The organism is Paraburkholderia phenoliruptrix, assembly GCF_902859825.1.
In the GTDB taxonomy this organism is placed as follows: Bacteria; Pseudomonadota; Gammaproteobacteria; order Burkholderiales; family Burkholderiaceae; genus Paraburkholderia; species Paraburkholderia phenoliruptrix.
The window spans coordinates 1-25,993 of record NZ_CADIKB010000057.1 but is presented as its reverse complement, the minus strand read 5'-3'; the positions used below and the strand labels follow the sequence as shown (position 1 = coordinate 25,993).

Annotated in this window: 29 protein-coding genes and 1 pseudogene; 11 read left to right on the top strand and 19 right to left on the bottom strand. The window is 65.0% G+C overall.

Features of this window, described 5'->3' with window-relative positions:
- Window positions 1–124, bottom strand: a pseudogene (locus tag HV711_RS30775) (succinate dehydrogenase, cytochrome b556 subunit); the annotation flags it as partial.
- 217 nt (window positions 125–341) lie between these two features.
- Here HV711_RS30775 and HV711_RS30770 point away from each other — a divergent pair.
- The 3 genes from HV711_RS30770 (at window position 342) to HV711_RS30760 (ending at window position 4,782) form a co-directional block, all read left to right on the top strand.
- Complete coding sequence (locus HV711_RS30770) at window positions 342–1,238, top strand: LysR family transcriptional regulator (RefSeq protein ID WP_013591449.1); 897 nt, start codon at window positions 342–344, stop codon at window positions 1,236–1,238.
- Between the two features lie 474 nt (window positions 1,239–1,712).
- Window positions 1,713–3,440 (top strand): methanol/ethanol family PQQ-dependent dehydrogenase, encoded by a 1,728-nt coding sequence (locus HV711_RS30765; RefSeq protein WP_035484241.1) that lies wholly within the window; start codon window positions 1,713–1,715, stop codon window positions 3,438–3,440.
- A gap of 91 nt (window positions 3,441–3,531) precedes the next feature.
- Window positions 3,532–4,782 (top strand): c-type cytochrome, encoded by a 1,251-nt coding sequence (locus tag HV711_RS30760; protein ID WP_035484239.1) that lies wholly within the window; start codon window positions 3,532–3,534, stop codon window positions 4,780–4,782.
- Window positions 4,783–4,938: 156 nt separating this feature from the next.
- On the opposite strand, the gene pqqD is transcribed toward HV711_RS30760, so the two are convergent.
- The 3 genes from pqqD to HV711_RS30745 all read right to left on the bottom strand — a co-directional run bounded on the left by pqqD (window position 4,939) and on the right by HV711_RS30745 (window position 7,648).
- Window positions 4,939–5,220 (bottom strand): pyrroloquinoline quinone biosynthesis peptide chaperone PqqD, encoded by a 282-nt coding sequence (gene pqqD / locus HV711_RS30755; RefSeq protein ID WP_013591452.1) that lies wholly within the window; start codon window positions 5,218–5,220, stop codon window positions 4,939–4,941.
- 89 nt (window positions 5,221–5,309) lie between these two features.
- Window positions 5,310–5,384, bottom strand: coding sequence for a pyrroloquinoline quinone precursor peptide PqqA (pqqA, locus tag HV711_RS30750; protein WP_013341955.1), 75 nt, complete (start codon window positions 5,382–5,384; stop codon window positions 5,310–5,312).
- Window positions 5,385–5,674: 290 nt separating this feature from the next.
- Window positions 5,675–7,648, bottom strand: coding sequence for a sigma-54-dependent Fis family transcriptional regulator (locus HV711_RS30745; protein WP_035484237.1), 1,974 nt, complete (start codon window positions 7,646–7,648; stop codon window positions 5,675–5,677).
- Between the two features lie 214 nt (window positions 7,649–7,862).
- Between HV711_RS30745 and HV711_RS30740 the strand changes: the two genes are divergently transcribed.
- The gene (locus HV711_RS30740) at window positions 7,863–8,054 is read left to right on the top strand and encodes a DUF2964 family protein (protein WP_013591454.1); all 192 of its coding nucleotides are present in this window, start codon (window positions 7,863–7,865) and stop codon (window positions 8,052–8,054) included.
- Between the two features lie 65 nt (window positions 8,055–8,119).
- Here the strand turns inward: HV711_RS30740 and HV711_RS30735 are convergent, their stop codons facing one another.
- From HV711_RS30735 to HV711_RS30700, 8 genes are all read right to left on the bottom strand, one after another.
- On the bottom strand, window positions 8,120–8,494 hold the full coding sequence (locus HV711_RS30735) for a DUF3564 domain-containing protein (RefSeq protein ID WP_035484236.1): 375 nt from the start codon (window positions 8,492–8,494) through the stop codon (window positions 8,120–8,122).
- Window positions 8,495–8,578: 84 nt separating this feature from the next.
- Entirely contained in the window at window positions 8,579–8,872 is a 294-nt protein-coding gene (locus tag HV711_RS30730; RefSeq protein WP_014972808.1) for a c-type cytochrome, read from the bottom strand.
- Between the two features lie 138 nt (window positions 8,873–9,010).
- Window positions 9,011–9,799, bottom strand: a complete 789-nt coding sequence (gene fnr / locus HV711_RS30725; protein ID WP_035484234.1) for a fumarate/nitrate reduction transcriptional regulator Fnr — start codon at window positions 9,797–9,799, stop codon at window positions 9,011–9,013.
- Complete coding sequence (locus HV711_RS30720; RefSeq protein WP_028361717.1) at window positions 9,792–10,226, bottom strand: response regulator; 435 nt, start codon at window positions 10,224–10,226, stop codon at window positions 9,792–9,794. Before HV711_RS30720 ends, fnr begins: the two co-directional genes overlap by 8 nt.
- A gap of 132 nt (window positions 10,227–10,358) precedes the next feature.
- The gene (locus HV711_RS30715; RefSeq protein WP_013591459.1) at window positions 10,359–11,009 is read right to left on the bottom strand and encodes a response regulator; all 651 of its coding nucleotides are present in this window, start codon (window positions 11,007–11,009) and stop codon (window positions 10,359–10,361) included.
- On the bottom strand, window positions 11,006–12,352 hold the full coding sequence (locus tag HV711_RS30710) for a sensor histidine kinase (protein WP_035484232.1): 1,347 nt from the start codon (window positions 12,350–12,352) through the stop codon (window positions 11,006–11,008). Before HV711_RS30710 ends, HV711_RS30715 begins: the two co-directional genes overlap by 4 nt.
- A 454-nt stretch (window positions 12,353–12,806) precedes the next feature.
- The gene (locus HV711_RS30705; protein WP_028361719.1) at window positions 12,807–13,310 is read right to left on the bottom strand and encodes a universal stress protein; all 504 of its coding nucleotides are present in this window, start codon (window positions 13,308–13,310) and stop codon (window positions 12,807–12,809) included.
- Between the two features lie 36 nt (window positions 13,311–13,346).
- Window positions 13,347–14,183, bottom strand: a complete 837-nt coding sequence (locus HV711_RS30700; protein WP_013591462.1) for a universal stress protein — start codon at window positions 14,181–14,183, stop codon at window positions 13,347–13,349.
- A 42-nt stretch (window positions 14,184–14,225) separates the two neighbouring features.
- Between HV711_RS30700 and HV711_RS33865 the strand changes: the two genes are divergently transcribed.
- Together HV711_RS33865 and HV711_RS30695 are read left to right on the top strand one after the other, a co-directional pair.
- Entirely contained in the window at window positions 14,226–14,360 is a 135-nt protein-coding gene (locus HV711_RS33865; RefSeq protein WP_279612674.1) for a hypothetical protein, read from the top strand.
- A 65-nt stretch (window positions 14,361–14,425) separates the two neighbouring features.
- Window positions 14,426–14,953, top strand: a complete 528-nt coding sequence (locus HV711_RS30695) for a flavodoxin family protein (protein WP_035484231.1) — start codon at window positions 14,426–14,428, stop codon at window positions 14,951–14,953.
- 24 nt (window positions 14,954–14,977) lie between these two features.
- Here HV711_RS30695 and HV711_RS30690 read toward each other — a convergent pair whose 3' ends face one another.
- Window positions 14,978–16,303: an NRAMP family divalent metal transporter gene (locus HV711_RS30690; protein ID WP_028361721.1), complete on the bottom strand. Its 1,326-nt coding sequence runs from the start codon at window positions 16,301–16,303 to the stop codon at window positions 14,978–14,980.
- Window positions 16,304–16,407: 104 nt separating this feature from the next.
- Window positions 16,408–18,177 (bottom strand): oleate hydratase, encoded by a 1,770-nt coding sequence (locus HV711_RS30685; RefSeq protein WP_175145540.1) that lies wholly within the window; start codon window positions 18,175–18,177, stop codon window positions 16,408–16,410.
- A 91-nt stretch (window positions 18,178–18,268) separates the two neighbouring features.
- Between HV711_RS30685 and HV711_RS30680 the strand changes: the two genes are divergently transcribed.
- Both HV711_RS30680 and HV711_RS30675 read left to right on the top strand, forming a co-directional pair.
- Window positions 18,269–18,628: a hypothetical protein gene (locus HV711_RS30680; RefSeq protein ID WP_035484242.1), complete on the top strand. Its 360-nt coding sequence runs from the start codon at window positions 18,269–18,271 to the stop codon at window positions 18,626–18,628.
- A 43-nt stretch (window positions 18,629–18,671) separates the two neighbouring features.
- Complete coding sequence (locus tag HV711_RS30675; protein WP_035484230.1) at window positions 18,672–19,154, top strand: universal stress protein; 483 nt, start codon at window positions 18,672–18,674, stop codon at window positions 19,152–19,154.
- Window positions 19,155–19,261: 107 nt separating this feature from the next.
- Here HV711_RS30675 and HV711_RS30670 read toward each other — a convergent pair whose 3' ends face one another.
- The 4 genes from HV711_RS30670 to HV711_RS30655 are packed head-to-tail and all read right to left on the bottom strand — an operon-like array spanning window position 19,262 to window position 22,793.
- On the bottom strand, window positions 19,262–19,948 hold the full coding sequence (locus tag HV711_RS30670) for a nitroreductase family protein (RefSeq protein WP_175145538.1): 687 nt from the start codon (window positions 19,946–19,948) through the stop codon (window positions 19,262–19,264).
- Between the two features lie 29 nt (window positions 19,949–19,977).
- Window positions 19,978–21,018 (bottom strand): Acg family FMN-binding oxidoreductase, encoded by a 1,041-nt coding sequence (locus HV711_RS30665; RefSeq protein WP_028361725.1) that lies wholly within the window; start codon window positions 21,016–21,018, stop codon window positions 19,978–19,980.
- A gap of 37 nt (window positions 21,019–21,055) precedes the next feature.
- Entirely contained in the window at window positions 21,056–22,504 is a 1,449-nt protein-coding gene (locus HV711_RS30660; RefSeq protein WP_035484375.1) for an MBL fold metallo-hydrolase RNA specificity domain-containing protein, read from the bottom strand.
- A gap of 49 nt (window positions 22,505–22,553) precedes the next feature.
- The gene (locus tag HV711_RS30655) at window positions 22,554–22,793 is read right to left on the bottom strand and encodes a hypothetical protein (protein ID WP_035484372.1); all 240 of its coding nucleotides are present in this window, start codon (window positions 22,791–22,793) and stop codon (window positions 22,554–22,556) included.
- A gap of 422 nt (window positions 22,794–23,215) precedes the next feature.
- On the opposite strand from HV711_RS30655, the gene HV711_RS30650 reads away from it, so the two are divergent.
- From HV711_RS30650 to HV711_RS30640, 3 genes are all read left to right on the top strand, one after another.
- A complete protein-coding gene (locus tag HV711_RS30650) occupies window positions 23,216–23,641 on the top strand; it encodes an Hsp20/alpha crystallin family protein (protein WP_028361728.1) in 426 nt (141 codons plus the stop codon).
- Window positions 23,642–23,720: 79 nt separating this feature from the next.
- On the top strand, window positions 23,721–24,371 hold the full coding sequence (locus HV711_RS30645) for a BON domain-containing protein (RefSeq protein WP_013591473.1): 651 nt from the start codon (window positions 23,721–23,723) through the stop codon (window positions 24,369–24,371).
- Window positions 24,372–24,461: 90 nt separating this feature from the next.
- Window positions 24,462–24,761, top strand: a complete 300-nt coding sequence (locus tag HV711_RS30640) for a hypothetical protein (RefSeq protein ID WP_035484369.1) — start codon at window positions 24,462–24,464, stop codon at window positions 24,759–24,761.
- Between the two features lie 75 nt (window positions 24,762–24,836).
- On the opposite strand, the gene adhP is transcribed toward HV711_RS30640, so the two are convergent.
- A complete protein-coding gene (gene adhP / locus HV711_RS30635; protein ID WP_035484367.1) occupies window positions 24,837–25,862 on the bottom strand; it encodes an alcohol dehydrogenase AdhP in 1,026 nt (341 codons plus the stop codon).
- Window positions 25,863–25,993: the final 131 nt, after the last annotated feature.

The following is a 25,993-nucleotide window of genomic DNA, read 5'->3' as shown; positions in this document are numbered from 1 at the left end:
GCCCCCCGCTCACGCGATGCAGGATCGACACCCGCCCGGCAAGCGGCAGCCGGTACGCCGTCAATATCTGCCCGATACCGATGTTCCGGAATTCCGGCCTCGGTTTTTTCAATGTCTCAGCCACAATAGACCCCTTCACCTCATTAGATAAACACAACGGCGCAAACCGCCGCGCGCCCCATCGGCGCGGCTCGTCCTGCCTTCGTCATCTAGCGTAAAAGGCGATGTTTTGCGGGAACACTTATAGGACGCGGACTGCGCGATGGCGATATTTTGTCGCACCGCTGATATACTGTCCAATATCTATCGCGTCTTCCTGAAATAGTTTTCTCATATATCGCATGGAATTGCGCCATATCCGCTACTTTCTGGCGGTCGCCGAAGAGCGCAACGTCACGCGTGCGGCCGAAAGACTGGGCATCGGTCAGCCGCCGCTCAGCCAGCAGATTCATGCGCTGGAAGACGAAATGGGCGTGCGGCTCTTTCGCCGCACCGGCCATGGCGTGGTGCTGACCGAGGCAGGCGAGGCCTTTGCCGCCGACGCGCAGCGCATCCTGCACGACACCCGGCTCGCGGTCGAAAAGGCGCAAAGTGCAGGGCGCGGCGAGATCGGGCAGTTCAATATCGGTTTTACCGGCTCTGCTGCGTTCAATCCCGTGGTCTCCAAGCTGATTCGCGCGTATCGGCAGGATTATCCGAACGTCACGCTCACGCTTGCGGAGGGCAACACGGCGCAGTTGCTCGCCTATCTCGGCGACGGACGTGTCGACGTCGCTTTCGTGCGGCTTGGCAGCCAGTCGCCGGCGGGCGTGCAGTTCCATCACATCGCCATCGAGCCGATGAGGGTCGTGTTGCCGGCCACGCATCGTCTCGCGAAAAAGCGCAGGATCCCGCTGGCAGCGTTGGCCGAAGATCCCTTCGTGATGCTGCCGCGAGAGGCGAGCCCCACACTGCACGACGTCATCGTCGGCGCGTGCCGGGAGGCGGGCTTCGAGCCGATCGCAGGACAGCAGGCGCCGCAGCTGTCGTCCGTGGTGAATCTGGTGGCCGCGGAGTTCGGCGTGTCGCTCGTGCCGGCTTCCGTGTGTCAGATCCGCGTGGAAGGCGTCGCTTACACCGACGTGCTCGGCAACGCCATTTCGATCCGGCTGTCGCTCGCCTCGCGCATGGAGGCCGCGCCGGCCAAGACGGCGAATTTCCTGCAGAAGGCGTTTGCGCTCGGGGCGTCGATTACGTGAAGGCTCGACGCGCTCAGCGGACGCAGCGACTCCGCGCTCGCCTCTGGCCAAGTGCCGCTGTCTTGTTTAGCAACACATCGGCGCTGAACTGCGTCAACGTGCAACAGCCTTCATCACGTCGGCCGGCGGGCTGATCCGTCGCATTGTCCCGTCTCTCCCGGCCTGGCGCGCCTTGCGCCGCAGCGCCGCCCCAATGGCATGTGACTTGCCTAACAGGGCTCGCAGCCAGACTGCGTTCCCCAGACGATGGCGTCGCCAGCCGGCTTCCCGTCGATAACTCAACAGCGAACATGTGGTGCGGGATCGACGTGGCGTGCCTTGCGGTGCGCCACTGAAGCGACAACTCACGTCGAGCGCAACCCATGTTGCATGGGACCCGAGTAAGCAGCGTTGCATGCGGTGGGAGTCGATGCTGGAAGCACCGACTCGCACAGACAGCTGACGTTGCCGCTCGGGTCTACACAGGAGACAAGGATGAAAGCACGTTCCATTTCGGCGCTGCGGCCGAGAGCGCTTGCGATAGGCGTCGCCGCGGCCGTCAGTCTGTCATGCGGGACCGCCGCCGTGGCCGACGACTATCCCGCCGTCACCTATGAACGGCTGGCCGCTGCGCAAAGCGATCCCGGCTGGCTCACCTACTACCGCACCTACAACGGCCAGGCCCATTCGCCGCTCAAGCAGATCGACACGTCGAATGTGAAGCAGTTAAAGCAGGTGTGGAGCTACAAGTTTCCCGCGGATCTGCAGCAGGGTTTCGAAGCGACGCCGATCGTCAATGGCCGTTATCTCTTCGTGACCACGCCGAAAGACAACGTCTATGCATTCGATGCCGCGAGCGGCAAGCAACTGTGGAAGTTCGAACCGAAGCTCGGCGCCGAGTCGTTCAAGACGGCATGCTGCGACGTGATCAATCGCGGCGTCGCCCTCTACGGCAAGAACGTCTATGTGGCGATGCTCAACGGCGAGGTCGTCGCGCTCGATGCACAAACCGGGTCGCTTGCGTGGCGCAAGACGATGTTCGAACCGGGACTCGGCTACGCGTTTTCGCTTGCGCCGCTCGCGCTCGACGGCGCGCTGGTGGTGGGCAGTGCGGGCGGCGAATATGGCGCGCGCGGTTTTATCGCGGCATTGAACCCCGACAACGGCAACGTACTGTGGAAGCGCTTCACCGTGCCCGCGGCCGGCGAGAAAGGCGGCAATACCTGGCCCGACGGCATGCAGGAACACGGCGGCGCGCCTGCGTGGCTAACAGGCACGTATGACGCGGCATCGAAAACGCTGTACTGGGGCGTCGGCAATCCGGGACCGTGGCTCGCTGATCTGCGGCCGGGCGACAACCTGTACTCCGATTCGCTGCTCGCGCTCGACCCGAAGACCGGCGATCTCAAATGGCACTATCAGTACACGAAACACGATACCTGGGACTATGACGGCGTCAACACGCCGGTGCTCGCCAACATCAAGTACCAGGATAAGGACTACGATGCAATTATCCACGCGGACCGCAACGGCTATTTTCACGCCATCGACCGCGGCACAGGCAAGCTGATTTACGCGAAGCCGTTCGTCAAGGCGACTTCCGTCACCGGCTACACGGCGGACGGCGCGCCGATTCAGGATCCCTCCAAATATCCGAAGACCGGCACGACCATCGAAACATGTCCGAGCTTCCTCGGCGGCAAGAACTGGTGGTCGGTTTCGTACGATCCGGACAAGCAGGTCGCGATCGTTCCCTCGCTGCACGCGTGCATGTCGCTGTCCGGCAAGTCGGTCACCTACATGGAAGGACTGCCGTATCTCGGCGAAGGCTTCGAGATCAAGCCAGAGCCGGGCAGCAAGGGCTACGGCGAACTGCAGGCTATCGACGTCAGCACGGGCAAGAAGCTGTGGAGTTTCTGGAGCAAGCTGCCCTGGAACGGCGGCGTGGCGACGACCGCGGGCGGGCTCGCGTTTAGCGGTTCGCTTGACGGCCATCTGTACGCATTCGATTCGGCGACCGGCAAGGTGCTCTGGAAGAGCCCGAAACTCGCGAGCGGCATCGTGGCGCAGCCGTCGGTATTCGAAGTCGACGGTAAGGAGTACGTGGCGATTCTCGCCGGCTACGGCGGCGCCAATCCTATCTGGGGCGGCCCGATGGCGAAGGCTGCGGAGAAGATCCCACGCGGCGGCACGCTGTACGTGTTCGCACTCAACCACGGCTGATGTTCACGCGGCCGCAGCGCCCAGCTGCTCGATGCAGATTCGCACGAGCAGTCGGCGCGCGCCGCCCCCGCCTTTCCCCGGAAGCAAGATCATGAAGACTCGACTCAATTCAATCGCTATTGCCGGCGCGTTGCTCGCAAGCGGCGCGCTGATACCAGGCCACGCGAGCGCGGGCGTGCGCGTGTGCACGTTGCCAGGCAGTCCGTCGACGGCGCTCGACGAAGCGGTGACGCGCGAAGCGTTCCGCACGGCAGGCGTGGCCCTTACGCTCGCGCCGGGCGGCTTTGCGGGCAGCGACGACGACGGCGTGTCGCTCAAGGAACTCGACAAGGCGCTCGCGCGCAAGTGCGATGTGATCGCCGGTTTTCCACGCTCGTCTGTTGCGGACGGCTCCAATAGCAAGCTCACATTTTCGCGTGCTTATCTGCAGTCGGGTTACGTGAGCGTGACGATGCGCGAATCGGCGGCGCAAACAGGCGGTGCTGAGATCGTTGCCGCCACCTATGCGAGCCCCGCGCAGTTGATCGCCGTGCAGCAGCCCGGCGTGAAGCTCGACCTGGAAAACACCGCAGAACTGACCGTCGATGCCGTCGCAAACGGACATGCGCAACGCGCGATTGTCTGGTATCCGGCTGTCGTCGCTTATACGAAGACGCATCCCGAGCAGCGCTTTCATATCGCGCAAGCAGCGTCGGCGTATGCCGACTGGCATCTGGTGTTTGCCTTCGGCAAAAACGGTGCAGCGTTGCAGCCGCGTATCGACGCTGCATTGGCAAAGATGGAGTCCAACGGCAGGCTCGCTGCGTTGACGCGCGGCTGGACACTTCCTCGCGTCGCGCAGGCGAGCGTGCCCGACGCGACGGAGTTTGCCTATCGCGACGGTCCTCGCCGTGCCGACTTCAAGTCGCCCATCATGCGAGCCGGCGGCCGTGACATCGAGCAGGGCGGTTTCATCAAGGTCGATGCAGCAGTGTCCGCGGACGCGCCCGCGTTCGACCGCGCGCAGGTCGCGCACGGCAAGACCTTGTATTCGAGCGCGTGCGCGAAGTGCCACGGTCCCGAACTGCAGGGGCTCAACGCGCCGGCGTTGCGCGGGCCGTCGTTCGCGCCGACGGCGAATGCGAAGCTGACCATCGGCGGCGTGTATGGCTACATGGCGAACAACATGCCGGCGGATCGTCCGGGCAAGATGAAGCCGCAGGACTACGCGGACATCATGGCGTTTTTGCTGTATTCGAACGGCTACAGCGCCGGCAAGAGCAAGTTGACGGACGAGAGCGCGAGAGCGTCGTCGAAACCGTTGAACGCGGGCAGTTCGCTGAACGCGGGGACTTCGCCATAGCGTCAGGCGTCGATAGAACGCATGGCGCCAGGCAACTGCATAAGCGAAAGCGCCCGGCGATTCTCTGTTATTCGGGAGAATCGCCGGGCGCTTTCAACACGTGCGTCTGGAGTCCAACGCGACATACGCGACATGCAGCTCCACACGCGGACCGGATCACTCCACCCAGCCGCGCTGCCGCGCGTGTTCGATAAAACGGTAGACGTCCGTGGCGAGATCGGACGCGTTGAAAAGATCCTCGAGCTCGCCGATGATGTCGTCGAGTTCTCGCGTGCCGTCGCAACGGCTCAGAATTTCGCCTGCGCTCGGATTCAATCTGACGGCGCCTTCGGGAGAGAGCAGCACATAGCCGTCTCCAGCGACTTCCCATTGCAGCCTGAAAAGCGGGCGCAAATACGGCCGCGGACCGATGCAGCGTTCAGTATCCGGAGCGTTCATACCAGGCACACCTTATTGATTTCGTTGCGGCAAGCCGCCGCCCGCGCGTTCCATTCAACGACGCGCGCGGCGGCGTTTCATCGGTGCTGTTAGCGTGTGGCGATATACATCGTGACTTCAAAACCGAAACGCAGATCGGTGTAGGCGGGGGTGGTCCACTGCATGGCTGTCTCCTTGGGTTGGACGATTGATTGAAAAACCGCATCGTTGAAGCGGTCCTCTCTTCAAACGCAAGGTCCATGCCGAACGTATCCAGAGGCGAGGTCGGTCCATGCGAAACGCGAGCCGGCCGCTGCAGCGCAGCCGAGGGCTGGCTTGTGGCCGATGGGTCTTGTGACGGGCATGTGCAGTGTGCCGCGCGCGGCCCTGACGCTCGCGCGCTGTTCAATTGCAGCACAGGCCTGTTGCAAAATGGAGCAGTGCACTGCGTTGCGCCTGCTCCGCTGCGCGCGAATCACGCCGCGTCTTCGCTGTGGTTCGCGCCTTGCGCGGGCAGTTTCCGATAAATCGTATTGCGCGAAATGCCGAGCATGCGCGCCGCGGCCGATACGTTGCCGCCGTGCTGCGCGACGGCGTTCGCGATCACGCTCGCGGCCACGTCGTGAAGCCGCCCGGTGGGTAGCGGCAATACGTCCATTCCCTGCGCGGACGACGGGCCGACGGCGCGCAGATCGTCGAAGAAATCGTCAGGCAGATGCTCGCGACGAATTTCGCCGTCCGGATCCACCATGACCGACGCGGTGCGCAGTAGATTGCCGAGCTGGCGGAAGTTGCCGGGCCACGCACATTGCTCGAAAAGCGCCATGACGTCGTCGGCGATGCTAAGCGGCTGGCCGCCGGCGTTCTCTGCCGACGCGCAATCCAGCATCTTTTTGATCACCGCCGACAAATCGGTGCGCTCGCGCAACGGCGGCAATTTGACGACGAGTCCATTGAGCCGGTAGTACAAATCCTCGCGGAAACGGCCTTGCGCGATCATTTCGCGCAGATCGCGATGGGTGGCGCAAATGATCGCGACGTCCACGGGAATCGACTTTGCTGAGCCGAGCGGATTCACGAGACGCTCCTGCAGCACGCGCAGGAGCCGCACCTGCAACGGGTAGGGCATGTCGCCGATTTCGTCGAGAAAGAGCGTACCGCCGTTGGCCTGCAGCAGTTTGCCGACCGCGCCTTTGCGCCGCGCGCCGGTGAAGGCGCCTTCTTCATAGCCGAACAGTTCGGATTCGATCAACGTTTCCGGGATCGACGCGCAGTTCACCGCGACGAACGGCCCCGCGCGGCGCGGCGAATCGTTGTGAATGGCCTGGGCGAGCAGTTCCTTGCCGGTGCCGGTTTCGCCGGTGATCAGGATCGGGATGTTCTTGCCGATCACCTTGCGCACCTTCGCGATGACCGACGCAATCTGCGGGTCGCCGGTGTCCAGATAGCTGAGCCTCGACAGCGGATTGGCGGGCGGCGCCGATGGCTCGCTGCGCTGGGCCGGCGCCGTCTGGCCGGGCGCGTGAAAGCGTGCGGGCTCGTCGGCGAGCGTGCTGCGGCGGAACTGCACATTTGCGCAGACCACTGCGCCGTTGCTCAGGTTCAGCGACAGATGACGGTCGCGGTGCGTGCGCAGACGGTCGATCAACTGCGCGCTCGTGAGTCCGAACAGCGACGACAGCGTATGCGCGCGCAATCCCGCAAGCGGCAGGCCGAGCTGGAACTGCGCGCTGCGATTGGCGGACAGGAAGCGGCCGTCGCAGGTAAAGGCGGCGATGCCTTCCATCAACGTGCCGAGAAATTCGGCGCGGCCGTGAAAGGCGATCTGCAAGGTATCGCGAAAGGTGTTCGCAAACAGATGATTCTCGATCATCTGCACCGACATTTTCGCGAGCGCCATGGTGTGCTGGTGATAGCTGCGATGATCGCCCGTCACGTCCAGCACGCCGATTAGATCGCCGTAGGGATCGAGAATCGGCACGCTCGAGCAGGTGAGAAAGCGGTTCGCGGCCAGATAGTGCTGCTCGCCGTGGACGACGATTGCGCTGCGCTCGGCGAGCGCCGTGCCGATAGCATTGGTGCCTTGCCGGTTTTCCGCCCAGTTCGCGCCGGGCCGCAGGGCGACTTTCTCGGCGCGCCGCAGGAAATCGTCGTCGCCGATGGAATGAAGAATCAGGCCTTCCGCGTCGGTCAGGACGATCATGCTCTGGGTGTTCACAATCTGATCATGGAGGGTTTCCATGACCGGCGTGGCGTGCGCGCAGAGAATGCGGTTCTGTTCCAGTTTCAATGCCAGTTCGCCGGCAGGCAGCACGTCGTAGTCAGGGCGCATGGACTCGCTCAGGCCGAATATTTCCGAGCGTTCATGCGACTTTTGAATGGACGGCGTCAGCCAGCAAGCGTCGCGAGAGGCGAGCGGGGTTACGGCGTGATGCGTGTCGTCGCGCATTGTCTCCTCCTGAGCCGGCCCCGGTCGTTCTGCCGGCGCCCGTGTGATGCGACACGATGCAAATAGCGCGCCAGGCGATTCCGGGCAACGTGGCAGGCATCGTTGACATCAATCAATTGCGGCCCCGCTAAAGCACGGATCATGGGCTTGGGTGAATCACGCCCGCCTCACAGCCTGTCGATGCAGCTGCCGCGCAAGCGGCCGGGAGAAAGTCATGGTACGCGCCGAATACCGGATCGTCGTTGCAGTGGTCGCCGTGTTTGCGTCTCTTGCCGGTTTGTCCGTGGCAATCGACGGGTTGCTGTTCGATAAGAGCGGACTCGTGAGATACGGATTCGCCGCCATGGTGGTCGGCGTCGCGGCGTTCGTGCTGCTGCTCAACCCGGCATCGACGGGCGACGAGTAGAGCAGCCGGGCAACCGGGCCGCGTCGACTGTGCGCGGCCAACGTGACCGACGCGCCCAAGCGCTGCTACGATTCCTCGCCGGCGGCGAACAGGCCGTGCTCCGCCTGCGCCTCCTGGTTGTCGATACATTGCACGTGCCAGTGGCCCGTCATGAGCGCGCGTCCGCGTTCGGCGCACCACTGCGCGCGCCCGGTTTCGCCTTCGAAGCGCCTGCTGCAATCGTTCAGATCGAGCCCTTCCAGCACGCAGACAGGCGCGCAGTCCTCGGGCGCGGATACGACGGTATTGCCGCAGTCGATCTGCAAGGTGCCCCATTCAGGCAGCTCAAGACCGAGATGACCCTCGCGCGACCATTGCCGCGTGTCCATGTCGAGCCAGAGAATGGCGAAGGCCATGGGGTGCACACGGTCGAACGTGTCAAGGTGGATAGTGAGGCGCATCATGATTCTCCTAACGGAATCCCCCGCCGGAACGAACAAAGCTGGTCGCAGCTCGTGGCTATTGCGGCCGCGTCGCGCGCGGCTTCATTGAGTCAGTACCCATTGCACGAGCGTATGCGCGTCTTCCGGCGATATCGGGCCGCCGCGATCGGCGGGCAGCGGCATCGCCATATCTCCCCAATGTGCCTTGCCGCCGAGCCGCAGCTTGTGTTCGAGCATGAACTGCGCGTTCGGCACATTGCGATAGCGTTCGGCGATCTGCTGGAAGGACGGTGCGAGAAACGGCGCGTCGCGCGTATGGCAGAACATGCAGTGGTGCTGATCGACGAGCGCGCTGGGCTCGGAGGACTGCCCATGCGCGGAGCCGGCGGCCAGCATGACTGCGGCGCATGCAACAAGGCATCGGCGGAATGGGGCGTTCACGATGCAACTCCTGTGCGAGGGTTGAACTCAGTGTAAGGGCGGCGACCCGGCTGCCGTTGACCTCGATCAAGCGGGACACACCGGGCGCCGGCCTCACACCTGCATCAAACCTTCGTGATTGAGAATCCGGATGTTCTTGCCGCGCGTATCGAGAAGCCCCTCGCGCTGGAATCGCGACAGCATCCGGCTCACCGTTTCGAGCTTGATGCCGAGATAGCTGCCGATTTCCTCACGGGTCATGCGCAGATGAAATTCGGCCGGCGAATAGCCGCGTTTTCTCAAGCGATCCGACAGATTCAGCAGGAAAGTCGCCACGCGCTGTTCAGCGGACATCGTGCCGAGCAGCATCATCTGCGACGATTCGCGCACGATCTCGCCGCCCATCATCCGATGCACGTGTTGCTGCAGGGCCTTCACTTCGCGGCACATCGCCTCGAGCTGATGAAACGGGATGATGCAGACCTTGCTGTCTTCGAGCGCGACGGCATCGCAGCTATGGCGGCCGAAGCAGACGCCGTCGAGTCCGAGCGAATCGCCGGCGAGATGAAAGCCCGTCACATGCTCGCGGCCGTCGCGGTGCATGACGACGGTCTTGAACGAGCCCGCGCGCACCGCATAGATGTTCTGGAAGGCGTCGTCGGCGCGATAGATGGTCTCGCCCTGCCTGATGGTGCGCGACGGGCAGATCAGCGCTTCGATCCGCTGCAATTCGTCGGCCGTGAGGCCTTGCGGCATGCAGATCGCGCGCATCGAGCAGGACGTGCAGCGCAGCGGATCCTTGTTGCGCGCGCGCTCGGGGCCGGGCCGTTGCGTCGGCGCGGGCGACGCGTGCAGCGGAATGAATGCGCGCGAGGCGGCCGGGTAGGCGGCAACGTCAGACATGATGGGCTCCTGATTGAAGAACGGCGGCGCGTGCCTGATGCTGACCGGCGATCCGCTGGACCGTGGCTCGCGCGAGTTCGAATTCGCGGGTCTTGTCGAAAAAGTAGTGCGCGCCGCCCGTCAGGCAGGCATGCCGGAACCCGGCGCCGGAACGGTTGGTGAGCACCATCGCGATCACGTGCGGCAGGCGTTGCGCGAGCGACGCCAGCAACTCCAGGCCCGTGCCGCCGTTCAGACCCAGCTCGGTGACGACGAGATCGGCGGCGCAGGCCTCGATGCCGGCCAATGCGGCACCGGGCTCCTCGGCTTCGCCGACGATCTCCACGCCCTCCAGGGCGCCGAACAGCGCGGCCATGCGGCGCCGGACCGGGTGAGCGTCGTCGACGAGAAATACACGCAGCGCGGGGTGATTGAGTCTTGAGTTCATGGCTCGAAGTATCGGCCGCGCTGTCTCGAAATAAAATCGGCGCGCAGCGAACTTCGAGTAGGTGAGCAAGAAGGGCTGTAGGGGATTTCCTACATCATGCCTCGCAGCCCGCGGGCGGGGCTGCAGAAACGGTCAGATCTCGTCTTCCTCGTCGCCGACCAGTTTGTGGCGCATCGCATAGCGCACCAGCGCGGCCTCGTGCGGCATCTGCATTTTTTCGAGGATGCGCGTCTTGTACGTGCTGACCGTCTTCGCGCTGACACACAGTTCGGCCGCGATCTCGGTGATGGTCTGGCCGGCGGCAATGCGTTTGAGCACGTCGAATTCGCGGTCGGACAGACGCTGATGCGGCAGCAGGTCGGTGGGCTCGTTCAGGCTCTGCGCGAACCGCTCGGCCATCGCGAGGCTCACGTAGACGCCGCCCGCAGCGACCTTCGTCACGGCCGCGACGAGTTCCGCGCTCGCGCTTTCCTTCGTCAGATAGCCGGATGCGCCGGCCTTGAAGGCGCGCACCGCGTATTGCTGTTCGGCGTGCATGGTCAGCACGAGAATGCGCAGCGCCGGCTTTTCGTCCTTGATCTGCTTGATGAGCTCGACGCCGTTGCGGCCCGGCATCGACAGATCGAGCACCAGCACCTCGGCCGGACAGGCGCGGATCAGCGCGACAGTGGTGACGCTGTCGCTTGCTTCGCCCACGACCTCGAAGCCGCTCGCGCTCTTCAGAATATGACGCAGACCGTCGCGCACGAGCGCATGATCGTCGGCCAGCAGCACTCGGGTCATGATTGCAACTCCTGCATTTGCACGGCCTCCGCCGGAATGGTGACGCGCAACGCAAAACCCTTGCCTTGCGCGGTTTGAATGTCGACGGCGCCGCCGAGCATGTGCGCGCGCTCGCGAATGCCGAGCAGGCCAAACGATTTGCCGGCCGGCTCGCCGCCGTGAGACGAGCCGAGGCCGTTGTCGGCGATGCGCAGCACGAAGCCTTCGTTTGCGACGCGCAGGCTGAGCGTGACCAGGGTAGCGTCGGCGTGGCGCGCCACGTTCGTCAACGCCTCCTGCACGATGCGAAAGAGCGCGGTGGCGCCTGTCGGGGAAAAGCGCGCGTCGCCGGTTTCGATATCGCGCCGCACCTCGATGCCGTAGCGGTTCGTGAAGTCGTTGGCGAGCCATTCGACGGCGGGGATCAGGCCGAGGTCGTCGAGCATCACCGGGCGCAGATCGGCGGCAATACGGCGAACGGATGCCACGGTCACGTCGATCAGGCGGCGCATGCCTTGCAATTGCTCGCGCACCAGGGTGCTCGCCGAGACGCCGAGCGTCTCTTCCACCGAGGAGATGTCCATTTTGAGCGCGGTAAGCTGCTGGCCGAGGTCGTCGTGCAGTTCCCGGGCGATGCGCGTCTTCTCGTCTTCGCGAATCTTCTGCAGATTGGCCGACAGTTCGCGCAGTTCCTCGCGCGCCCGCTGCTGCGCCTGCTCGGCGCGGACCCGTTCCGTGACGTCGCGCAGCATGACGGTGTAAAGCCGCGTGTCGCCGTCGCGGATCTGCGAGATGGAGGCCTCGATGGGAAATTCTTCGCCGTTCGCGCGCAGGCCCGACAGCACGCGCTGCCGGCCCATCTGCCGGTCGGACACGCCGGTCACGCCGAACTGTTCGACATGCCGCGCATGGGCCGCGCGGAACCGCTCGGGGATGAAGCGCGCGAGCGGGGCGCCGATCGCGTCCATGGCGGAGCAGCCGAACACCTGTTCGGCCATGGGATTGAAGAGGACGACACGCTGCTGTTCGTCGATGGTGATGATGGCTTCCATCGACGAACGGATGATCGCCATCATGCGCGCTTCGTTGACGCCCGACTGAGTGATTGCCGCGCTGGCTTCGCTATGCGCGGAGGACGCTTCGCGACGCGCGCGCACGAGCATGAAGGCGCTCGTGGCGACGAGCAACGCAGCGGCGACGCAGATGAACAGCACAGGATCGAACCAGCGCCGCGCGGCCAGCATGACGGCGAGCGTTACCACAAAGGCCGCCGCTGCCGCCAATGCAGGGCGTGCCGCGAACCAGCTCGACGGCTCCTGCGATACCGCGCTGCGCGGCGTGGGCGTCTTACCGCTGACGGGCATGTGCGCCTCTTTTGAATGATTGCGGACGGATTCCACTTGCGCTGCGGAAAGCTCGGCAGCTGCACGGCTTGCCTTACGGGGCGGCGCGAATCTTCCGAGCGCAGAGCGGATATTTCTTCTCATTGTCCGCGAAACGCCGGGATCATGCCAGTGCCGTGCCACCCGCGCGGGGGGAAGTTGGTGGGTCAAGGGGGCGCGGGTCTGCCGCGCAACGCCGTGCTCCGAGCGACGCGGATAGGGGCCGCGAGCGGCGCCGGGGGACAGGCTCCGGCGCATGAACAGGTATTGCCGCCTGGTGCAGGCTATGCACGCCATGCACGCTATGCACGCCGACGCAAAGTCAGCGAGCGGCGCCAGGCGGCGAGATCCGGCGCATAGCCCGATCTGGCCGCCCCATGCGTTATGCACCCGTTGCGGGTTGCGCCTGGAAGTTGCGCAAACGACACACCGCCGTCTACGACGGCTCTTTGAGCGCCTGCTGCGCGATCGTGGCCGCCACGGCAACCGGCGCGCAGCGGGCGGAAATCAGCAGCACCGGGCAGGTGGCGATCCGCAAGAAGCGCTCGGCGACGCTGCCGAGCACGAGCCGCTCCACGCCGCGCCGGCCATGCGTGCCCATGACGACGACGTCGGCCTCGAACTCCTCGGCGGCGAGCTGGATGCGATGCGCGATGTCGTCGCCGGTCAGATCGGTTTCGACCATGCGCGACGGCCCTTTCACGCCCGCCGCGGCCATTTGCGCGGTGGCGTCGGCGAGCACCTGCTTGCCTTCCTCGACGAGCGCATCGCGCACATACGAGGGGTCGTAGCCGGGCACGTCGTAAGAGAGCAGCGGCACGTCCACTACGAAAAGCGGCTGCAGTCGCGCGCCCGACTCGCGCGCGAGATCGACCGCGGCGGCCAGCGCGCGCGACGAGGTTTCGCTGCCGTCGACGGCAACCAGAATCTTTTTGTACATGGCGAACACTCCTGAATGAGAAGAGAAGGTCGGCGCTCAGTGGGACATCAGCACCGGCACGGTCATCGACTTGAGAATGGTGCGCGTGGCGCCGCCCATGACGAGTTCGCGCCAGCGCGAGTGCCCGTACCCGCCCATGACCAGCAGATCGGCGCCGCTGTCGGCGACCTGGGACAGCAGCGTCTCGCCGACCGGCGCGTCCGCACCCGTCTCGATATCGGCGACCTCAACGGGCACGCCGTGCCGCGCGATGAGCGCAGCGATATCCGCGCCGCGCACGCGGTCCTGCCCGCCTTCACGCATACCGTTGATGGTCAGCACCGTGGTCTTTTCCGCCGCGCGTATGAACGGCAGCGCGTCGTGCACGGCGCGCGCGGCCTCGCGGCTGCCGTCCCACGCGACGAGAATGCGGCGGCCCGTCGAGCGTTCGTTGCGCGCGTACGGCACCAGCAACACCGGGCGTCCGCTCGTCAGGATCAGGTTCTCGGGAAACAGATCGCCGACATACGATTCCGCGTCGCCGGGATTGTCCTGGCCCGCCACGATCAGATCGGCGCAGCGGCCGAGGCGCGGCACGGCAAAACTGGCGGGTTCGTCGACGGCGAGCCATTCGCCCTGCACCTCGGCGCGTCGAAGCTCCGCGTGAAAGAGCCGCTTGAGCGCGGCGCGCCGTTCGGCGCGAAGCTCTTCATGCTGGCGGTAGTACTCGGCCGTGCCGGCCATCACATACAGAGAGCGCGGATCCGGCGAAAACACGGCGAATACGCCCGTCAGATGCGCGCCGAACTGTTTCGCGACGCCGAGCGCGGTTTCGAGCCGGGGATGCGCGTTCGGGCTCGTGTCGAGGTGAACAACGATGGTCTTGAAGCTCATGGCGAATGCTCCCGGAGAGAAGTGACGCATTGGCGGATGAGCTTGAGTCTACGAACCACGCCGCTTGCCTCGTTGATGCAGATCAACGGCGGCAAAGCGTGGCAAACGACGCAAGGCGCGAGGCGCCTCGCAGCGGTATTTGACCTGCATCATGAAGCGCCGCGCGCTGCCGCTTAAGCTCCGGACATGCATGCATGGCGCTGATACGTGTGCCCGTGCGCTATCCATGGAAGGAGCGAGTCATGTCCGAGCCCCGCGTTCTCATTGTCTTTTTCTCGCGTACCGGCACGACGCGCATGCTCGCCAGCACGCTCGCGAGCATGTTGTCCGCCGACGTCGAGGAAATCTGCGATTACACCGAGCGGCGCGGCGCGTCCGGCTATCTGCGCTGCGTGATGGACTCATGGCGCAAGCGGCCGGCCGAGATCGTCCCGGCGGGGCTCGATCCATCGCAATATGATCTGGTGGTGGTGGGCACGCCCATCTGGGCGGGCGCAGTGTCCTCGCCGGTGCGCGCATACCTGCTGCAAAACCGCACGAAGTTTCGGCACATCGGCTTCTTTTGCAGCCTGGGCGGTCTCGGCGCCGAAGCGGCTTTCGACGAAATGCGCGCGCTGGCCGGCAAGGCGCCCGTCGCGCAATGCAAGGTGCGCGCCGCCCACGTGCAACGCAGCGTTGCGGCGGCGTCACTCGAACGGTTGCTCGAACCGTTTGTCGGCGAATTGAAGCGGCACCTCGCGCATTATCAGACGCTCGAATGGAGCTGCTGACGGCGCGCCGATGACGCGGCTTGCCTAGCGCGGCAGCAGCATCATCACAGCAGCGGCGCCCATGACCGCCGTGGCGATCCAGCCGAGCGCAATGACCGGCCGGCTCGCGGTGAATGGCCCCATCACCGTGCGTTTGGAGACCAGCAGCAGAATCACCACCATCAGCGGGACGGCGACCACGCCGTTGATCACGGCGCTGAAAAGCAGCGCTTTCATCGGACTGATCGACGAAAACTGGATGGCCAGCGCGGCCAGCACGCTGACCGCGATGATGCCGTAAAAGCCGAGCGCGTCGCGCGGCTTGCGCTCGAGCCCTTCGGGCCAGCCGAGCGCTTCGGCCAACGCATAGGCGCCGGAACCGGCCAGCACCGGCACGCCGATGAACCCCACGCCGAGTATGCCGAGCGCGAACAGCAGATAAGCGAAGTCCCCGGCGAGAGGCCGCAGCGCGCTGGCGGCCTGGGCCGCCGTGGCGATATCCGTGACGCCGGCCGCGTGCAGCGTCACGGCAGTCGCGAGCATGATGAACCAGGCGGTCAGGTCCGAATACAGCATGCCGCTCCACGTGTCCCAGCCGATGCGCTGCAGTTCGGCGGGCGCTTCGCGGGCGTCGTCGACGAGCGGCGCGCTGCCGGCGTGGGTGTGCAGATCCTCGACCTCTTCCGACGCCTGCCAGAAAAAGAGATACGGGCTGATCGTTGTGCCGAACACGGCGACGACCATGGCCGCCGCATCCGCATTCAGGTCGAGGCGCGGCCACACCGTGCGCACCGCCACCTCGCGCCACGGCACATGTACGACGAAGAGCACCGCCGCGTAGGCCAGCAAGGAAACGGTCAGCCACTTGAGAAAGAACACGTAGCGATGGTAGGGCACGAAAATCTGCAGGACCAACGTGGCGAACACGAAACAGACGGTGCTCACGTGACGGTCGATGCCGCTCACCAGTTGCGCAGCCTCGCCCATGGCCGCGACGTCGGCGGCGATATTCAGCGTGTTGGCGACGAGCAGCAGCGCCACGACGCCATACAGCACCGCAGGCGGGAACGCTTCCTTGATGTTGGCGGCGAGGCCCTTGCCGGTGACGCGGCCGAGCTTCGCGCACATGGACTGCACGGCGGCCATGAGCGGAAAGGCGAGCGGCATCGTCCACAACATGTTGAGGCCGAATTGTGCGCCGGCCTGCGAATAGGTGGCGATGCCGCTCGGGTCGTCGTCGGCGACGCCCGTAATCAGGCCGGGCCCGATGCGCGCGAGCGGATGTTCGCGCAGGCGCGCAAGCGACGCACGCCACCCGGCGAGAACGAGCGGGACGGGCGGGCGTTCAGGCTGGCTTGCGTCGGGCTCCACGGCGTTTCCCCAAAAGGCTTGCGCGTTGCCGCGCTTTGCACCGCGCTTCGCGGCGCGGCGGTTGTGGTGTGCTCAGTGCCGTCGGCGCTCCGTTCCGTGGCCAGTCAGTGGCCCGACAGCGCCGAAGCCGCGCCGTACACCACGCGCGGATCGTGTTGACCTTTGTACACAGCCGGAGCCGACCTGTCGAGGCCAAGCAGCGTGTACACGGCAGTCTGCGCCGAGCGCACCGAATATTCGACGGTGAACACCACGTCGTTCGGCAATTCGCAGAACTGTCCGATGAACGCGAGGTTCGCCCAGCCCTCGGGCACCACGTGCGGCCGGTCGCCATGCCGGCGCCGCAGGAACTGGCTCGTGATGAAGGGCATCAGGCAGGGAATGCAGATGGCGTCGTCGAGAATACGCTCGGCCTGCGCCTCGATATGCAAATGGCCGAGCAGCTCGGTCATGATCTCGCGGCCCGTGCATTCGACCATCGGCTTGGCGACGAAATTGCCCGGCCGGTCGATAAAGAGCCCGTAGCCCCACAACACCTGCACGTCTTTCGGCTGTCCGATGAAATGCGGTTGATGCGGCAGCACGATCGAAGCCCGCCAGTTCGATTGCGCGAACGTGATCAGGCCGCCTTCGCCCGGCACGTTGCCGGTGAGATCGCGGATCAGACGGAAGAGCGTCGGATCGTGCAGTGTCGCCGTGAAGGACACCCAGCGCGATTCGTCCACGTGATCCGCGAAGACCGACGGATGACCGAACTCCCCGCGGCCCGCGGCGATGGTCTTCCACAGCGCCCAGGCGCCGCTGCTGTCGTCGCGATTGAAGACGGCCGCACGATCCGTCGCGCCGAGGCTCGAGCCCGCGGTCATCGAGCCGAGCGTGATCATCACCTTGTCGTGCGGGCCGAGGGCGATTTCATCGCGGCGCCCGTCGTGTTCGCAGAGAACCGCCGCGACGCGGTTCAACTCGCCGCTTTCGTCGTACCGAAGATCGACCACCCGCGTGTTGTTGAGGAACACCACGCCGTGCTCGTCGAGCCATTTGCGCAGCGGCCGCACCATCGAGTCGTACTGGTTGTACACCGTGCGCATGATGCCGTGCAGCTGGTTGAAGCCCGGCGTCATATGCGCGAACCGCAGGAGGTAGCGGCGGAACTCGGCGGCGCTATGCCAGGGCTGGAAGGCGAACGTCGTGCACCACATGATCCAGAAGTTGGTCTCGAAGAAGTCCGCTTCGAAATGATCCGAGATACGGCTGTCGCCGAGCAGCGCTTCCGGTTCGAGCGAAAGCCGGCCGAGCGTCAGCAGATGCGCTTCGCCGAGACCGTACGCCGGCGCGTCTTCGCGTTTGCCGTTGCGCACGAGCCGCGACTTCGATGAAGTGCGGATCGTCTCGTTCCAGTCGAAGATCTCCTTCGTCACGCTGCTGCGGCCGTCCAGCGTCGGGATCGAGTCGAACAGGTCGTAGGTGCACAGGTACTTGCTTTCCAGCATGCGGCCGCCGCGCACCACATAGCCGTCCTGCGGCGTGCCCGCGCCGTCCAGGCTGCCGCCGGCTTTGCCGAGCGCTTCGAGAATCGTGATGCGGCAGCCGGGCACATCGGCGTCGCGAATCAGAAACGCGGCCGCCGCGAGCGACGCAATGCCGCCGCCGACCAGATAGAAATGGCCGGATTCGATCGCTTCATTGCGGGGGGCCGCCGTAAGCGGGCGCGTGCCGGCGTATTCGTCATGGTTCATTTGATGGTCCCCGCAGGTGATGGCCGTGAATGTATAGACCATACCCGCGCGGCCGGGACGCTCGTTGCGCTGGATCAACGGCGCGCCGGGCGCGGCCACTGCGACGCCGTTGATACAGGTCAATCGTCGCCTGCCCATGCGCGTCCATGATGAATTCATTGACTCGCCGATGCACGCCGCTTTCGCAGCGCGAACGGTCGATGCGAAACACGGCGCGCGCGGAGGTTGTATGGGAATCGATATGCAGATCGTGTACCTCGGGTTTGCCGGCTCCGCGCAAATCGAGTCCGAAGCGGCCGCGCAACTGGTGCGCCTCGAGCGGTTCAGCCGATCCATTTCCGGCTGCCATCTTGCGCTGGAAGCTATCCGCGAGCGCGCTCCACAGGATGCAATGCGCGCGGTTCCCACGACGGCCGAGAACGAGTCTGACCGGCGCCTGTTCGACGCGCGGCTCGACCTCGTGCTGCGCACCGGCGAGCTGTTGCCGGTCGAGCATCGGCAAAGTCACGATCCGGATCGAGCGGTGCATGAGGCATTCGAGGCCGCCGAACGGCTGCTCGAGCGTCATGTCGCGCGATCCGTGACGTGACGCGTCGGGCGCAACGCTACTGCTCAACTTTTAGGAGTCCGTTATGTATGCAAATATTGTGGTGGCCTTGGACGGCAGCGACGCCGCGAAACGCGCGCTTTCGGAAGCGATCCAGCTCGCGAGGCTCTCGCGCGGCAGGCTGACGGCGGTGTATGTGGTGGATCAGTCGGCGGCTTTTACGTATGCGGGCGCCTGCGATCCGCATCTGCTGACGGACGCCGCGCGGCAGGTCGGTCTGACGCTGCTGCATGCTGCGCGCGAGCAGATGCGTGAACTGAATGTGGTGGGTGAGACGGAGATCGTCGAGACGCAAGGCATCTCCGAAGATGTCGCCGGCGCGTTGCTGCGCTGCGCCGACCAGCGCGAAGCGGATCTCGTCGTGATGGGCACACATGGGCGGCGCGGCTTGCGGCGCATGGTGATCGGCAGCGTGGCCGAGCGCTTTGTGCGCCTGGCGACGTGCCCGGTGCTGCTGGTTCGCGAGCCGACGGACAACGGGCAACGGGAGCAGCGTGCATCCGTGTAAGGCCGCATGATGGGCCCGGCTGAAGCGCTCACGGGCGCGAGAGCGGTGTATGAGCGGTGTATGAGCCGTGAGCCCTTCAGCGCTGCAACTCTAGCAATTCAGCTCTATCAAGAGTCCGCCGAGTCCGCCGGATCGAAGTGCCCGACGGTTTGCGCAAGGACAGGCACGCTGTCTCGCGACAGCCGCATCTCGGCGCCCAGCGTGCTGCGATTGAGCCAGCTGCGCGCGGTCACCGCGAGACCGGCCGCCGCGCAAAACAGATAGACGTTCTGCACGATGGCGCCCGCGCTTGCATACGCGAACGGCTCGCGCTGCGATGCCGCGATGTCCTGCATGCGCGTGAGGTCCGCCACATACACCAGTTCGACGGGCGCCTCGCCGACGAAGTCCTGATAGCCGGTCAGCGCCCGCAGATCCGCCGCAATCACCAGGTCGAGGCAGTGCGCGCGCGGATCGTAGCGATACATGCCGCGCGTCAGCGCCGCATACACCTCGATTTCATGCAAGGCGAGAACGGACGGCGCCGTACGCCTGTCGCCGCCGTCGGGCTCGGCCCCCGCGTGTCTGCGATTCACGCCGTTGGCCGCCCACAGCAACTGGCCGAGCGTCGCGTCGTCGAGTTCGGTCGGCGCGAAACGGCGGGTCGTGCGCCGTTTCGAGAAGGCGTCGAGGATCGGCATGCCGCCGCTCACCACAGGCGGCGGCAAGACGATGCGTGGTAGCGACTCGCCGTGCACCGGGCGGGCGCCCGTCGCTGCGGGCGTCGTCGTGCCGAGTCTGAAAAAATGCTTCATGGCAGCCTCAACGGACAAACGTGGGTCCTTCAGGACACGAGCTCGGTCAGCGGCCGGCGCGGCGAATGGATCGCCGGCCCCGGCCGTTTCGCGCGGCCGACGCGCAACACGAGTTGCGGAACCGCGTCCATCACGAGCAGCGTACGCAGCCGCTCGCGCAGCGCGCCGACCTCGATCGGCTGATTCAGATACGACGCGGTGATGCCGGCATTCGCCGCGACCAGCAATAGCCGCTCGAGCGCTTGACCGGCTGCGAGCCACGCGGGCGCGTCGTCGGTCGATGTCGCGAGGCAAACGAGCAGCGGCGAGCCTTCAGCGAGCGCATGGTGCGCGGCGGCAAGACCGCCGCCCAGATCGAACGTGCGCACCACCGACGCCAGCAGCGGCGCCGCAAGATCGAGTAGCGCCGTCATACCGGCCGACAACGCGGGCATGCCGTCCTCGCGGCGTCGCGGGTGAATCCAGCTGGCGAGCTCGCGGCGAAAACGCGGGTCGTCGAACTGGATGCGGTCCGCCTCGGCGACGAGCTCGGCAACTTTCTCCCGCACCCGGGCGCTCGAGATGCAGACGGCGTCTGCGCCCTCGGCCTCGACGGCGTCGACGAGCTGCTGCAGGACGCCTGAAGGCAGCGGCTCGTCCCTGAAGATTTCGCGCGTGGTCACGCGGCGGCGAATCGCCGGAAGGAGCGAGGCGAGCGCCGCGTCGCAATGACCGTCGGGAACGATCCGCACCTGGGCGAGCACGTCCGGGTCGAAGCGGGACGGCAGCAGGGTGATCGCGTAGGCGAGTCCGAAGTAGCTGAGCGCGACGCGCAGATTCAAGAGCGCGGCGCCGCAACTGATCATCAGCTCGCGATCGAACGGATCGACCACCGGCAAGGCGCGCAGCCGGTCGGCGCACAGCGTGACGCTGTCGCCGTCCACGATGAAGTGCCAGGGCTGCGTGTTGTGGTTGGACGGCGCGAGCACCGCATAGCGCAGCGCGAAGCGCAGCTTTTCTTCCGTGCTCGCGGTGCTTTCCAGTTCATGTTCGTCGACGGACCAGGCGGCCGTTTGCGGCAGTGCGCTCATGTCGTGGTCTCCTGCACGATTTCATCTCGTCACTGTGTCAGCCCGGGCCGTCGGCGGATTGATCTGGATCATCCGGCGTGCAACGTGCGAATTGGGGGCTCCGGCTGGCGGCGGCACTGTCCGCGGCGCCCGGCAGCGCGACCGTTTGAAGGTACTCCGGCACTTCGCAAGGCCAGTGCAGGGTCTCTTCGATATGACGCCGCATCGCGTCGGCGGCGGCCGGCTCGCCGTGCGTGACGAAGGTGCGCTGCGGCGCCTCCGGAAGCGAGTGCAGCCATGCGAGCAGCTCGCCATAGTCGGCGTGAGCGGACAGCGACGAGAGACTCGCGACCGTGGCGCGCACGCGCACATACTCGCCGTGGATCTTGATTTCTGGCGCCCCGGCGGCGAGTGCCGCACCGCGTGTGCCCGCCGCCTGATAGCCGACGAGCGCGATCGTGTTGCGATGGTCGGGCGCAAACGCTTTCAGGTGATGCACGACGCGCCCGCCCGTTGCCATGCCGCTGCCCGCAATGATCACCATCGGGCCATGCCGCCCGAGGATCGCTTTGGATTCGTCGACCGTGCGCACCATCTGCGCGGCGTGGCTGATCGCGTTGGCCTCGGTCGAACTCACGCGATGCTCGCCCACGTGATGCCGGTAAAGCTGCGTGACGCTCGTCGCCATCGGGCTGTCGAGAAACACCGGCACGTTCGCCATGCGGCCGGTCGCTTTGAGTTGGGCGATGTAATGAAGGATGGTTTGCGCCCGCCCGACTGCGAAGCATGGAATCACCACCACGCCGCCGCGCCGGAATGTATTCGCGAAGATCTCCGCGAGTTCGGTGGCCGGATCGGTCTTCGCGTGTAGCCGGTCGCCGTATGTGGATTCGACGACGAGATAGTCCGCGTGGGCGAGCGGCATGGGCGCGCGCATGATCGGATCGTCGGGCCGGCCGATATCGCCCGAAAAGGCAATGACCTTGCCCTCCACGCACAGCACGACGCTCGCCGCGCCGAGGATGTGCCCCGCGGGCAAAAAGCGAAAACATGCCTGCTCATTCAGTTGCCGCGGCATGTCGAAATCGCGGGCTTCCAGCAATTGGAGCGCGTGTTCCGCGTCGTCGACGGTGTAGAGCGGCAGCGCCGGATGATGCTTCGACAAACCGTGCCGGTTCGCATAGGCCGCCTCTTCTTCCTGCAGCCGCGCGCTGTCGCGCAACATGATCTCGCACAGATCGCGCGTGCCGCGCGTGCAGTACACCGGTCCGCGATAGCCCATGCGGGCAAGCACCGGCAGATAGCCGCTGTGATCCAGGTGCGCGTGCGTGAGAATCACGGCGTCCAGCGTGCGGACGTCGATCGGCAAAGGGTTCCAGTTGCGCAGCCGCAGGTTCTTGGTCCCCTGAAAAAGCCCGCAGTCGATCAGAATCCGCAGCTTCGCGCCTTCCAGCAGGTACCTGGAACCCGTGACGGTTTCTGCCGCCCCGAGAAACGTCAGCTTCATGTCTCATCCCTCCAGGCCATGCCGTGGTTGGGTGTTGTGAGGCGCAGATTCAGCGCACCGGCGCTCGCACGGAGGCGTCGCACAACGCTTGCGCGAAACGCCGAAACGCCTGGAGCGAGCCTGCGATGCTCTGGTATTTCTGCCGGCCGATCTGACCGTCCAGCGTGACGAGCATGCCGGCTTCGCGGGCGAGCGCGAGGATCCGGGCGAAGTCGTCGGCGGTGTCGGGCGTCTCGCGCGGCTGGCCGTCCGCAGGCGTCGATGCGGTTTGAAAGGAGGTCGTAGGCATGATGGTCTCCTGCTGACAGTGGCGCTTTCCGGTGATTTCAGTAAAGACCATGGTCCACGCCACATAAATCAGGTGCCGCCGAGAGTCGAGTCAGTATTCGTGCAGCCGTGTCAGCAATTCCCTACACGGAGGAGCCTCAAGGATGTCAGGGAAAGTCGGCATCAGGCTAAAGGCGAGCCTCGTCACGCATGGCTGCGTGCGTTGCGTCGCGCTTGACACACGTCAACCGGCGCTTCATGCGCGAGCCTAAAGTCAGTGGTACAGAGTGCCCGATGCGCTCCCGCGCAGGCGGCGATGGCCGCCGATCGAAGCACGCTGGAGCACGCGTTTTGCGAAGGGCGGATCGTGCGTCGAACCGTGTATTAAAACGCGCGCAATGCCATGTGTTTTGTGAAATCACCGATCATCCGAGGAGCACGACGATGAGCAATATGAGCCGATTTGATCCGTTCCAGATGGACCCCATGTCCGAGCTGTTTCAGGGGCTGTTCCGGCCGCTGCGCGGCGCAGGCACCGAACCGCTCGCCGATATCAAGCTCGACGTGACCGAGAGCGACAGCGCCTACACCGTGAAGGCCGAACTGCCGGGCGTCGAAAAGAAAGATATCGACGTGAAGATCGACGGCACGCTCGTGTCGATCAGCGCCAAGGTGGAACGCAATCAGGAAATGAAAGACGGTGAGCGGGTGATTCGCCGCGAGCGGTATGCCGGGGCGGTCAGCCGCGCGTTTTCGTTGGCAAGTGAAGTCGACGAGGCTTCCGCAGCGGCGGAGTACAAGGACGGCGTGCTCTCGCTCACGCTGCCGAAGAAAGCTCCGTCAGAGCGCAAACGTCTGCAGATCAACTGAGCGCGATGTCGCGCGCTCGCGGCCGCATGTTGCGCCGCGCGCGCCGCGACACGAGGCGAAAGCCCACGAGGAGCATGCAATGAAATCGGACTTCGAATTGAAGCGCCAGGTGGAGGACGAATTGGCTTGGGATCCGGCAGTCGACAGCACGGATATCGGTGTCGAAGTGCGCGATCGCGTGGTGACGCTGTCGGGTCATCCGACGAGCTATGCGGAAAAGGTCGCGGCGGAAAAAGCCGCGCAGCGCGTGGCCGGCGTGAAAGCCGTGGTGGTCGAGATGAGCGTTCGCATCGCGCATACCGATGTGCGCACCGACGAAGAAATCGCCAACGCCGTGCGGACCATGCTGCGCTGGACCGTGGGCTTGAGCGAAGAGGCGGTCAAGGTGCAGGTCGAGAAAGGCTGGGTGACCTTGCGCGGCGAAGTGGACCGCGCGTATCAGAGCCATGTCGCGATGCGCACCATCTCGCATATGCGCGGGGTCACGGGCGTTTCCAACCTCATCCGGATTGGTGGCGAGGCCGCTGCGCAGGACATCGGCGAGCAGATCGGCAAGGCGCTGCAGCGTCACGCGGAACGCGAAGCGAAGCACATCGAGGTCAAGGTGCACGAAGGAACGGTCACGCTGACGGGCAAGGTCGATTCGCTCGCCGAACGCTCGGCGGCGCGCGGCGCGGCGTGGTCGGCGCCGGGCGTGCACGCGGTCGTCGACAATCTGACGGTGGCCTAGCCGCGCGTTCGCGTGCCTGAGCACGGCCGGTGCCGCCCCTGCGGCGCCGGCCTGTCAGTGTGCGACGCGTGCGGCAACGAGGAGAGACTCATGACAATTTCGGGCAACGTGGGCGACGGCGACTGGTCGGTCGTCGCCACCACTCATCGCGCGGCGGGCGGATTTGACTGCCTGGTCAAGCTGAGTCATCACACGCCGCAAGGCGTGTTCAAACACGAGTTCATGCACAGCGGGACTTTTCCCACCGAACACCAGGCGATCCTCGCGGGTCTCGGCGAGGGCATGGACTGGGTTCGGCTCAAGATGTCGAATACGCTTTCCATCCAGCCTTGCGCGCTGCCGGCCGAGCCCGCTCCGCCTGGCCAGCCCGCTCAGCCTGACATTGAATGAGCCGAGAGGGTTTCACATCCAGTCCCGGCTTCATTCGCCACATTCGCTACGCTCGACATGCCGCCGCTCAGTCGATCAGTCGAGCTTCAGCACGATGCGGCCATCTACCTGGCCGCTTTTCAGTTGCCCAAAAACATGGTTGATGTTCTCGAGCCGGTCGAGGTGAATGCGCGCCCGGACACGGCCTTGCGCGGCAAACTCGAGCGATTCCTGCAAGTCCCTGCGCGTGCCGACAATCGAACCGCGCACGGTGATGCCGTCGAGCACCGTCGAAAAAATCGGCAACGGAAAGTCGCCCGGCGGCAATCCGTTCAGCGCGACCGTGCCGCCACGGCGCACCATGCCGAGTGCCTGCGCAAACGCGCTGCGCGACACGGCGGTCACGAGCACACCGTGGGTGCCGCCGATTTCTTTCTGAATCGCGGCGGCCGGGTCGCCGTCCAGCGCGTTGAACGTGAGTTCGGCGCCGAGCTCACGCGCAAGCGCGAGCTTGTCGTCGGCTATGTCGACGGCCGCGACGCGCAGACCCATGGCAATCGCATATTGAACCGCGACATGACCCAGACCGCCGATTCCGGAGATGGTGATCCACTGGCCCGGCCGCGTATCCGTCACGCGAATGCCTTTGTAGACGGTCACGCCGGCGCAAAGAATCGGCGCGATAGCTTCGAATGACACGGAAGCAGGCAGATGACCGACATAGTTCGGGTCGGCCAGCACGTATTCGGCATAGGCACCGTTGACCGAATAGCCTGTGTTCTGCTGCTCGTGGCAGAGCGTTTCCCAACCGCCGAGGCAATGCTCGCAGTGACCGCACGCCGTGTACAGCCACGGCACGCCGACGCGATCGCCTTCCTTGATATGCGTGACGCCTTCGCCGACTGCCGCGACGTAGCCGACGCCTTCGTGCCCGGGAATGAACGGCAGCGCCGGTTTGACCGGCCAGTCGCCATCGGCGGCGTGCAAATCCGTATGACAGACGCCGGACGCTTTCACGTTGACGAGAACCTGGCCGCGCCCGGGCCGCGGGACGGGGACTTCCTCGATCTGCAGCGGCGCGCCGAATTCGCGAACGACAGCGGCTTTCATCATTTGAGCCATGAGCTTTCTCCAGACGATGGTTGGCAATGTCCCACAGACAGTTGAAGGTTGGGACGGCGGGTGCGGCATAGATTATGCGACCTTGCGATCATGGTCAATGTTGGATTTCGAGGGCGAACGCTTCAGGGCGG

Coding starts and splice junctions, on each gene's coding strand:
- HV711_RS30670 (WP_175145538.1), bottom strand. CDS start 19,948: ATGAAGCATTTTTTCAGACTCGGCACGACGACGCCCGCAGCGACGGGC.
- HV711_RS30665 (WP_028361725.1), bottom strand. CDS start 21,018: ATGAGCGCACTGCCGCAAACGGCCGCCTGGTCCGTCGACGAACATGAA.
- HV711_RS30655 (WP_035484372.1), bottom strand. CDS start 22,793: ATGCCTACGACCTCCTTTCAAACCGCATCGACGCCTGCGGACGGCCAG.
- HV711_RS30710 (WP_035484232.1), bottom strand. CDS start 12,352: ATGCCCGTCAGCGGTAAGACGCCCACGCCGCGCAGCGCGGTATCGCAG.
- HV711_RS30730 (WP_014972808.1), bottom strand. CDS start 8,872: ATGCTGGCCGCCGGCTCCGCGCATGGGCAGTCCTCCGAGCCCAGCGCG.
- HV711_RS30695 (WP_035484231.1), top strand. CDS start 14,426: ATGTCCGAGCCCCGCGTTCTCATTGTCTTTTTCTCGCGTACCGGCACG.
- HV711_RS30685 (WP_175145540.1), bottom strand. CDS start 18,177: ATGGGCAGGCGACGATTGACCTGTATCAACGGCGTCGCAGTGGCCGCG.
- HV711_RS30760 (WP_035484239.1), top strand. CDS start 3,532: ATGAAGACTCGACTCAATTCAATCGCTATTGCCGGCGCGTTGCTCGCA.
- pqqD (WP_013591452.1), bottom strand. CDS start 5,220: ATGAACGCTCCGGATACTGAACGCTGCATCGGTCCGCGGCCGTATTTG.
- HV711_RS30705 (WP_028361719.1), bottom strand. CDS start 13,310: ATGTACAAAAAGATTCTGGTTGCCGTCGACGGCAGCGAAACCTCGTCG.
- HV711_RS30645 (WP_013591473.1), top strand. CDS start 23,721: ATGAAATCGGACTTCGAATTGAAGCGCCAGGTGGAGGACGAATTGGCT.
- HV711_RS30770 (WP_013591449.1), top strand. CDS start 342: ATGGAATTGCGCCATATCCGCTACTTTCTGGCGGTCGCCGAAGAGCGC.
- HV711_RS30715 (WP_013591459.1), bottom strand. CDS start 11,009: ATGACCCGAGTGCTGCTGGCCGACGATCATGCGCTCGTGCGCGACGGT.
- HV711_RS30740 (WP_013591454.1), top strand. CDS start 7,863: ATGGTACGCGCCGAATACCGGATCGTCGTTGCAGTGGTCGCCGTGTTT.
- HV711_RS30650 (WP_028361728.1), top strand. CDS start 23,216: ATGAGCAATATGAGCCGATTTGATCCGTTCCAGATGGACCCCATGTCC.
- HV711_RS30680 (WP_035484242.1), top strand. CDS start 18,269: ATGGGAATCGATATGCAGATCGTGTACCTCGGGTTTGCCGGCTCCGCG.
- HV711_RS30660 (WP_035484375.1), bottom strand. CDS start 22,504: ATGAAGCTGACGTTTCTCGGGGCGGCAGAAACCGTCACGGGTTCCAGG.
- HV711_RS30675 (WP_035484230.1), top strand. CDS start 18,672: ATGTATGCAAATATTGTGGTGGCCTTGGACGGCAGCGACGCCGCGAAA.
- adhP (WP_035484367.1), bottom strand. CDS start 25,862: ATGGCTCAAATGATGAAAGCCGCTGTCGTTCGCGAATTCGGCGCGCCG.
- fnr (WP_035484234.1), bottom strand. CDS start 9,799: ATGTCTGACGTTGCCGCCTACCCGGCCGCCTCGCGCGCATTCATTCCG.
- HV711_RS30745 (WP_035484237.1), bottom strand. CDS start 7,648: ATGCGCGACGACACGCATCACGCCGTAACCCCGCTCGCCTCTCGCGAC.
- HV711_RS30720 (WP_028361717.1), bottom strand. CDS start 10,226: ATGAACTCAAGACTCAATCACCCCGCGCTGCGTGTATTTCTCGTCGAC.
- HV711_RS30765 (WP_035484241.1), top strand. CDS start 1,713: ATGAAAGCACGTTCCATTTCGGCGCTGCGGCCGAGAGCGCTTGCGATA.
- HV711_RS30735 (WP_035484236.1), bottom strand. CDS start 8,494: ATGCGCCTCACTATCCACCTTGACACGTTCGACCGTGTGCACCCCATG.
- HV711_RS30640 (WP_035484369.1), top strand. CDS start 24,462: ATGACAATTTCGGGCAACGTGGGCGACGGCGACTGGTCGGTCGTCGCC.
- HV711_RS30700 (WP_013591462.1), bottom strand. CDS start 14,183: ATGAGCTTCAAGACCATCGTTGTTCACCTCGACACGAGCCCGAACGCG.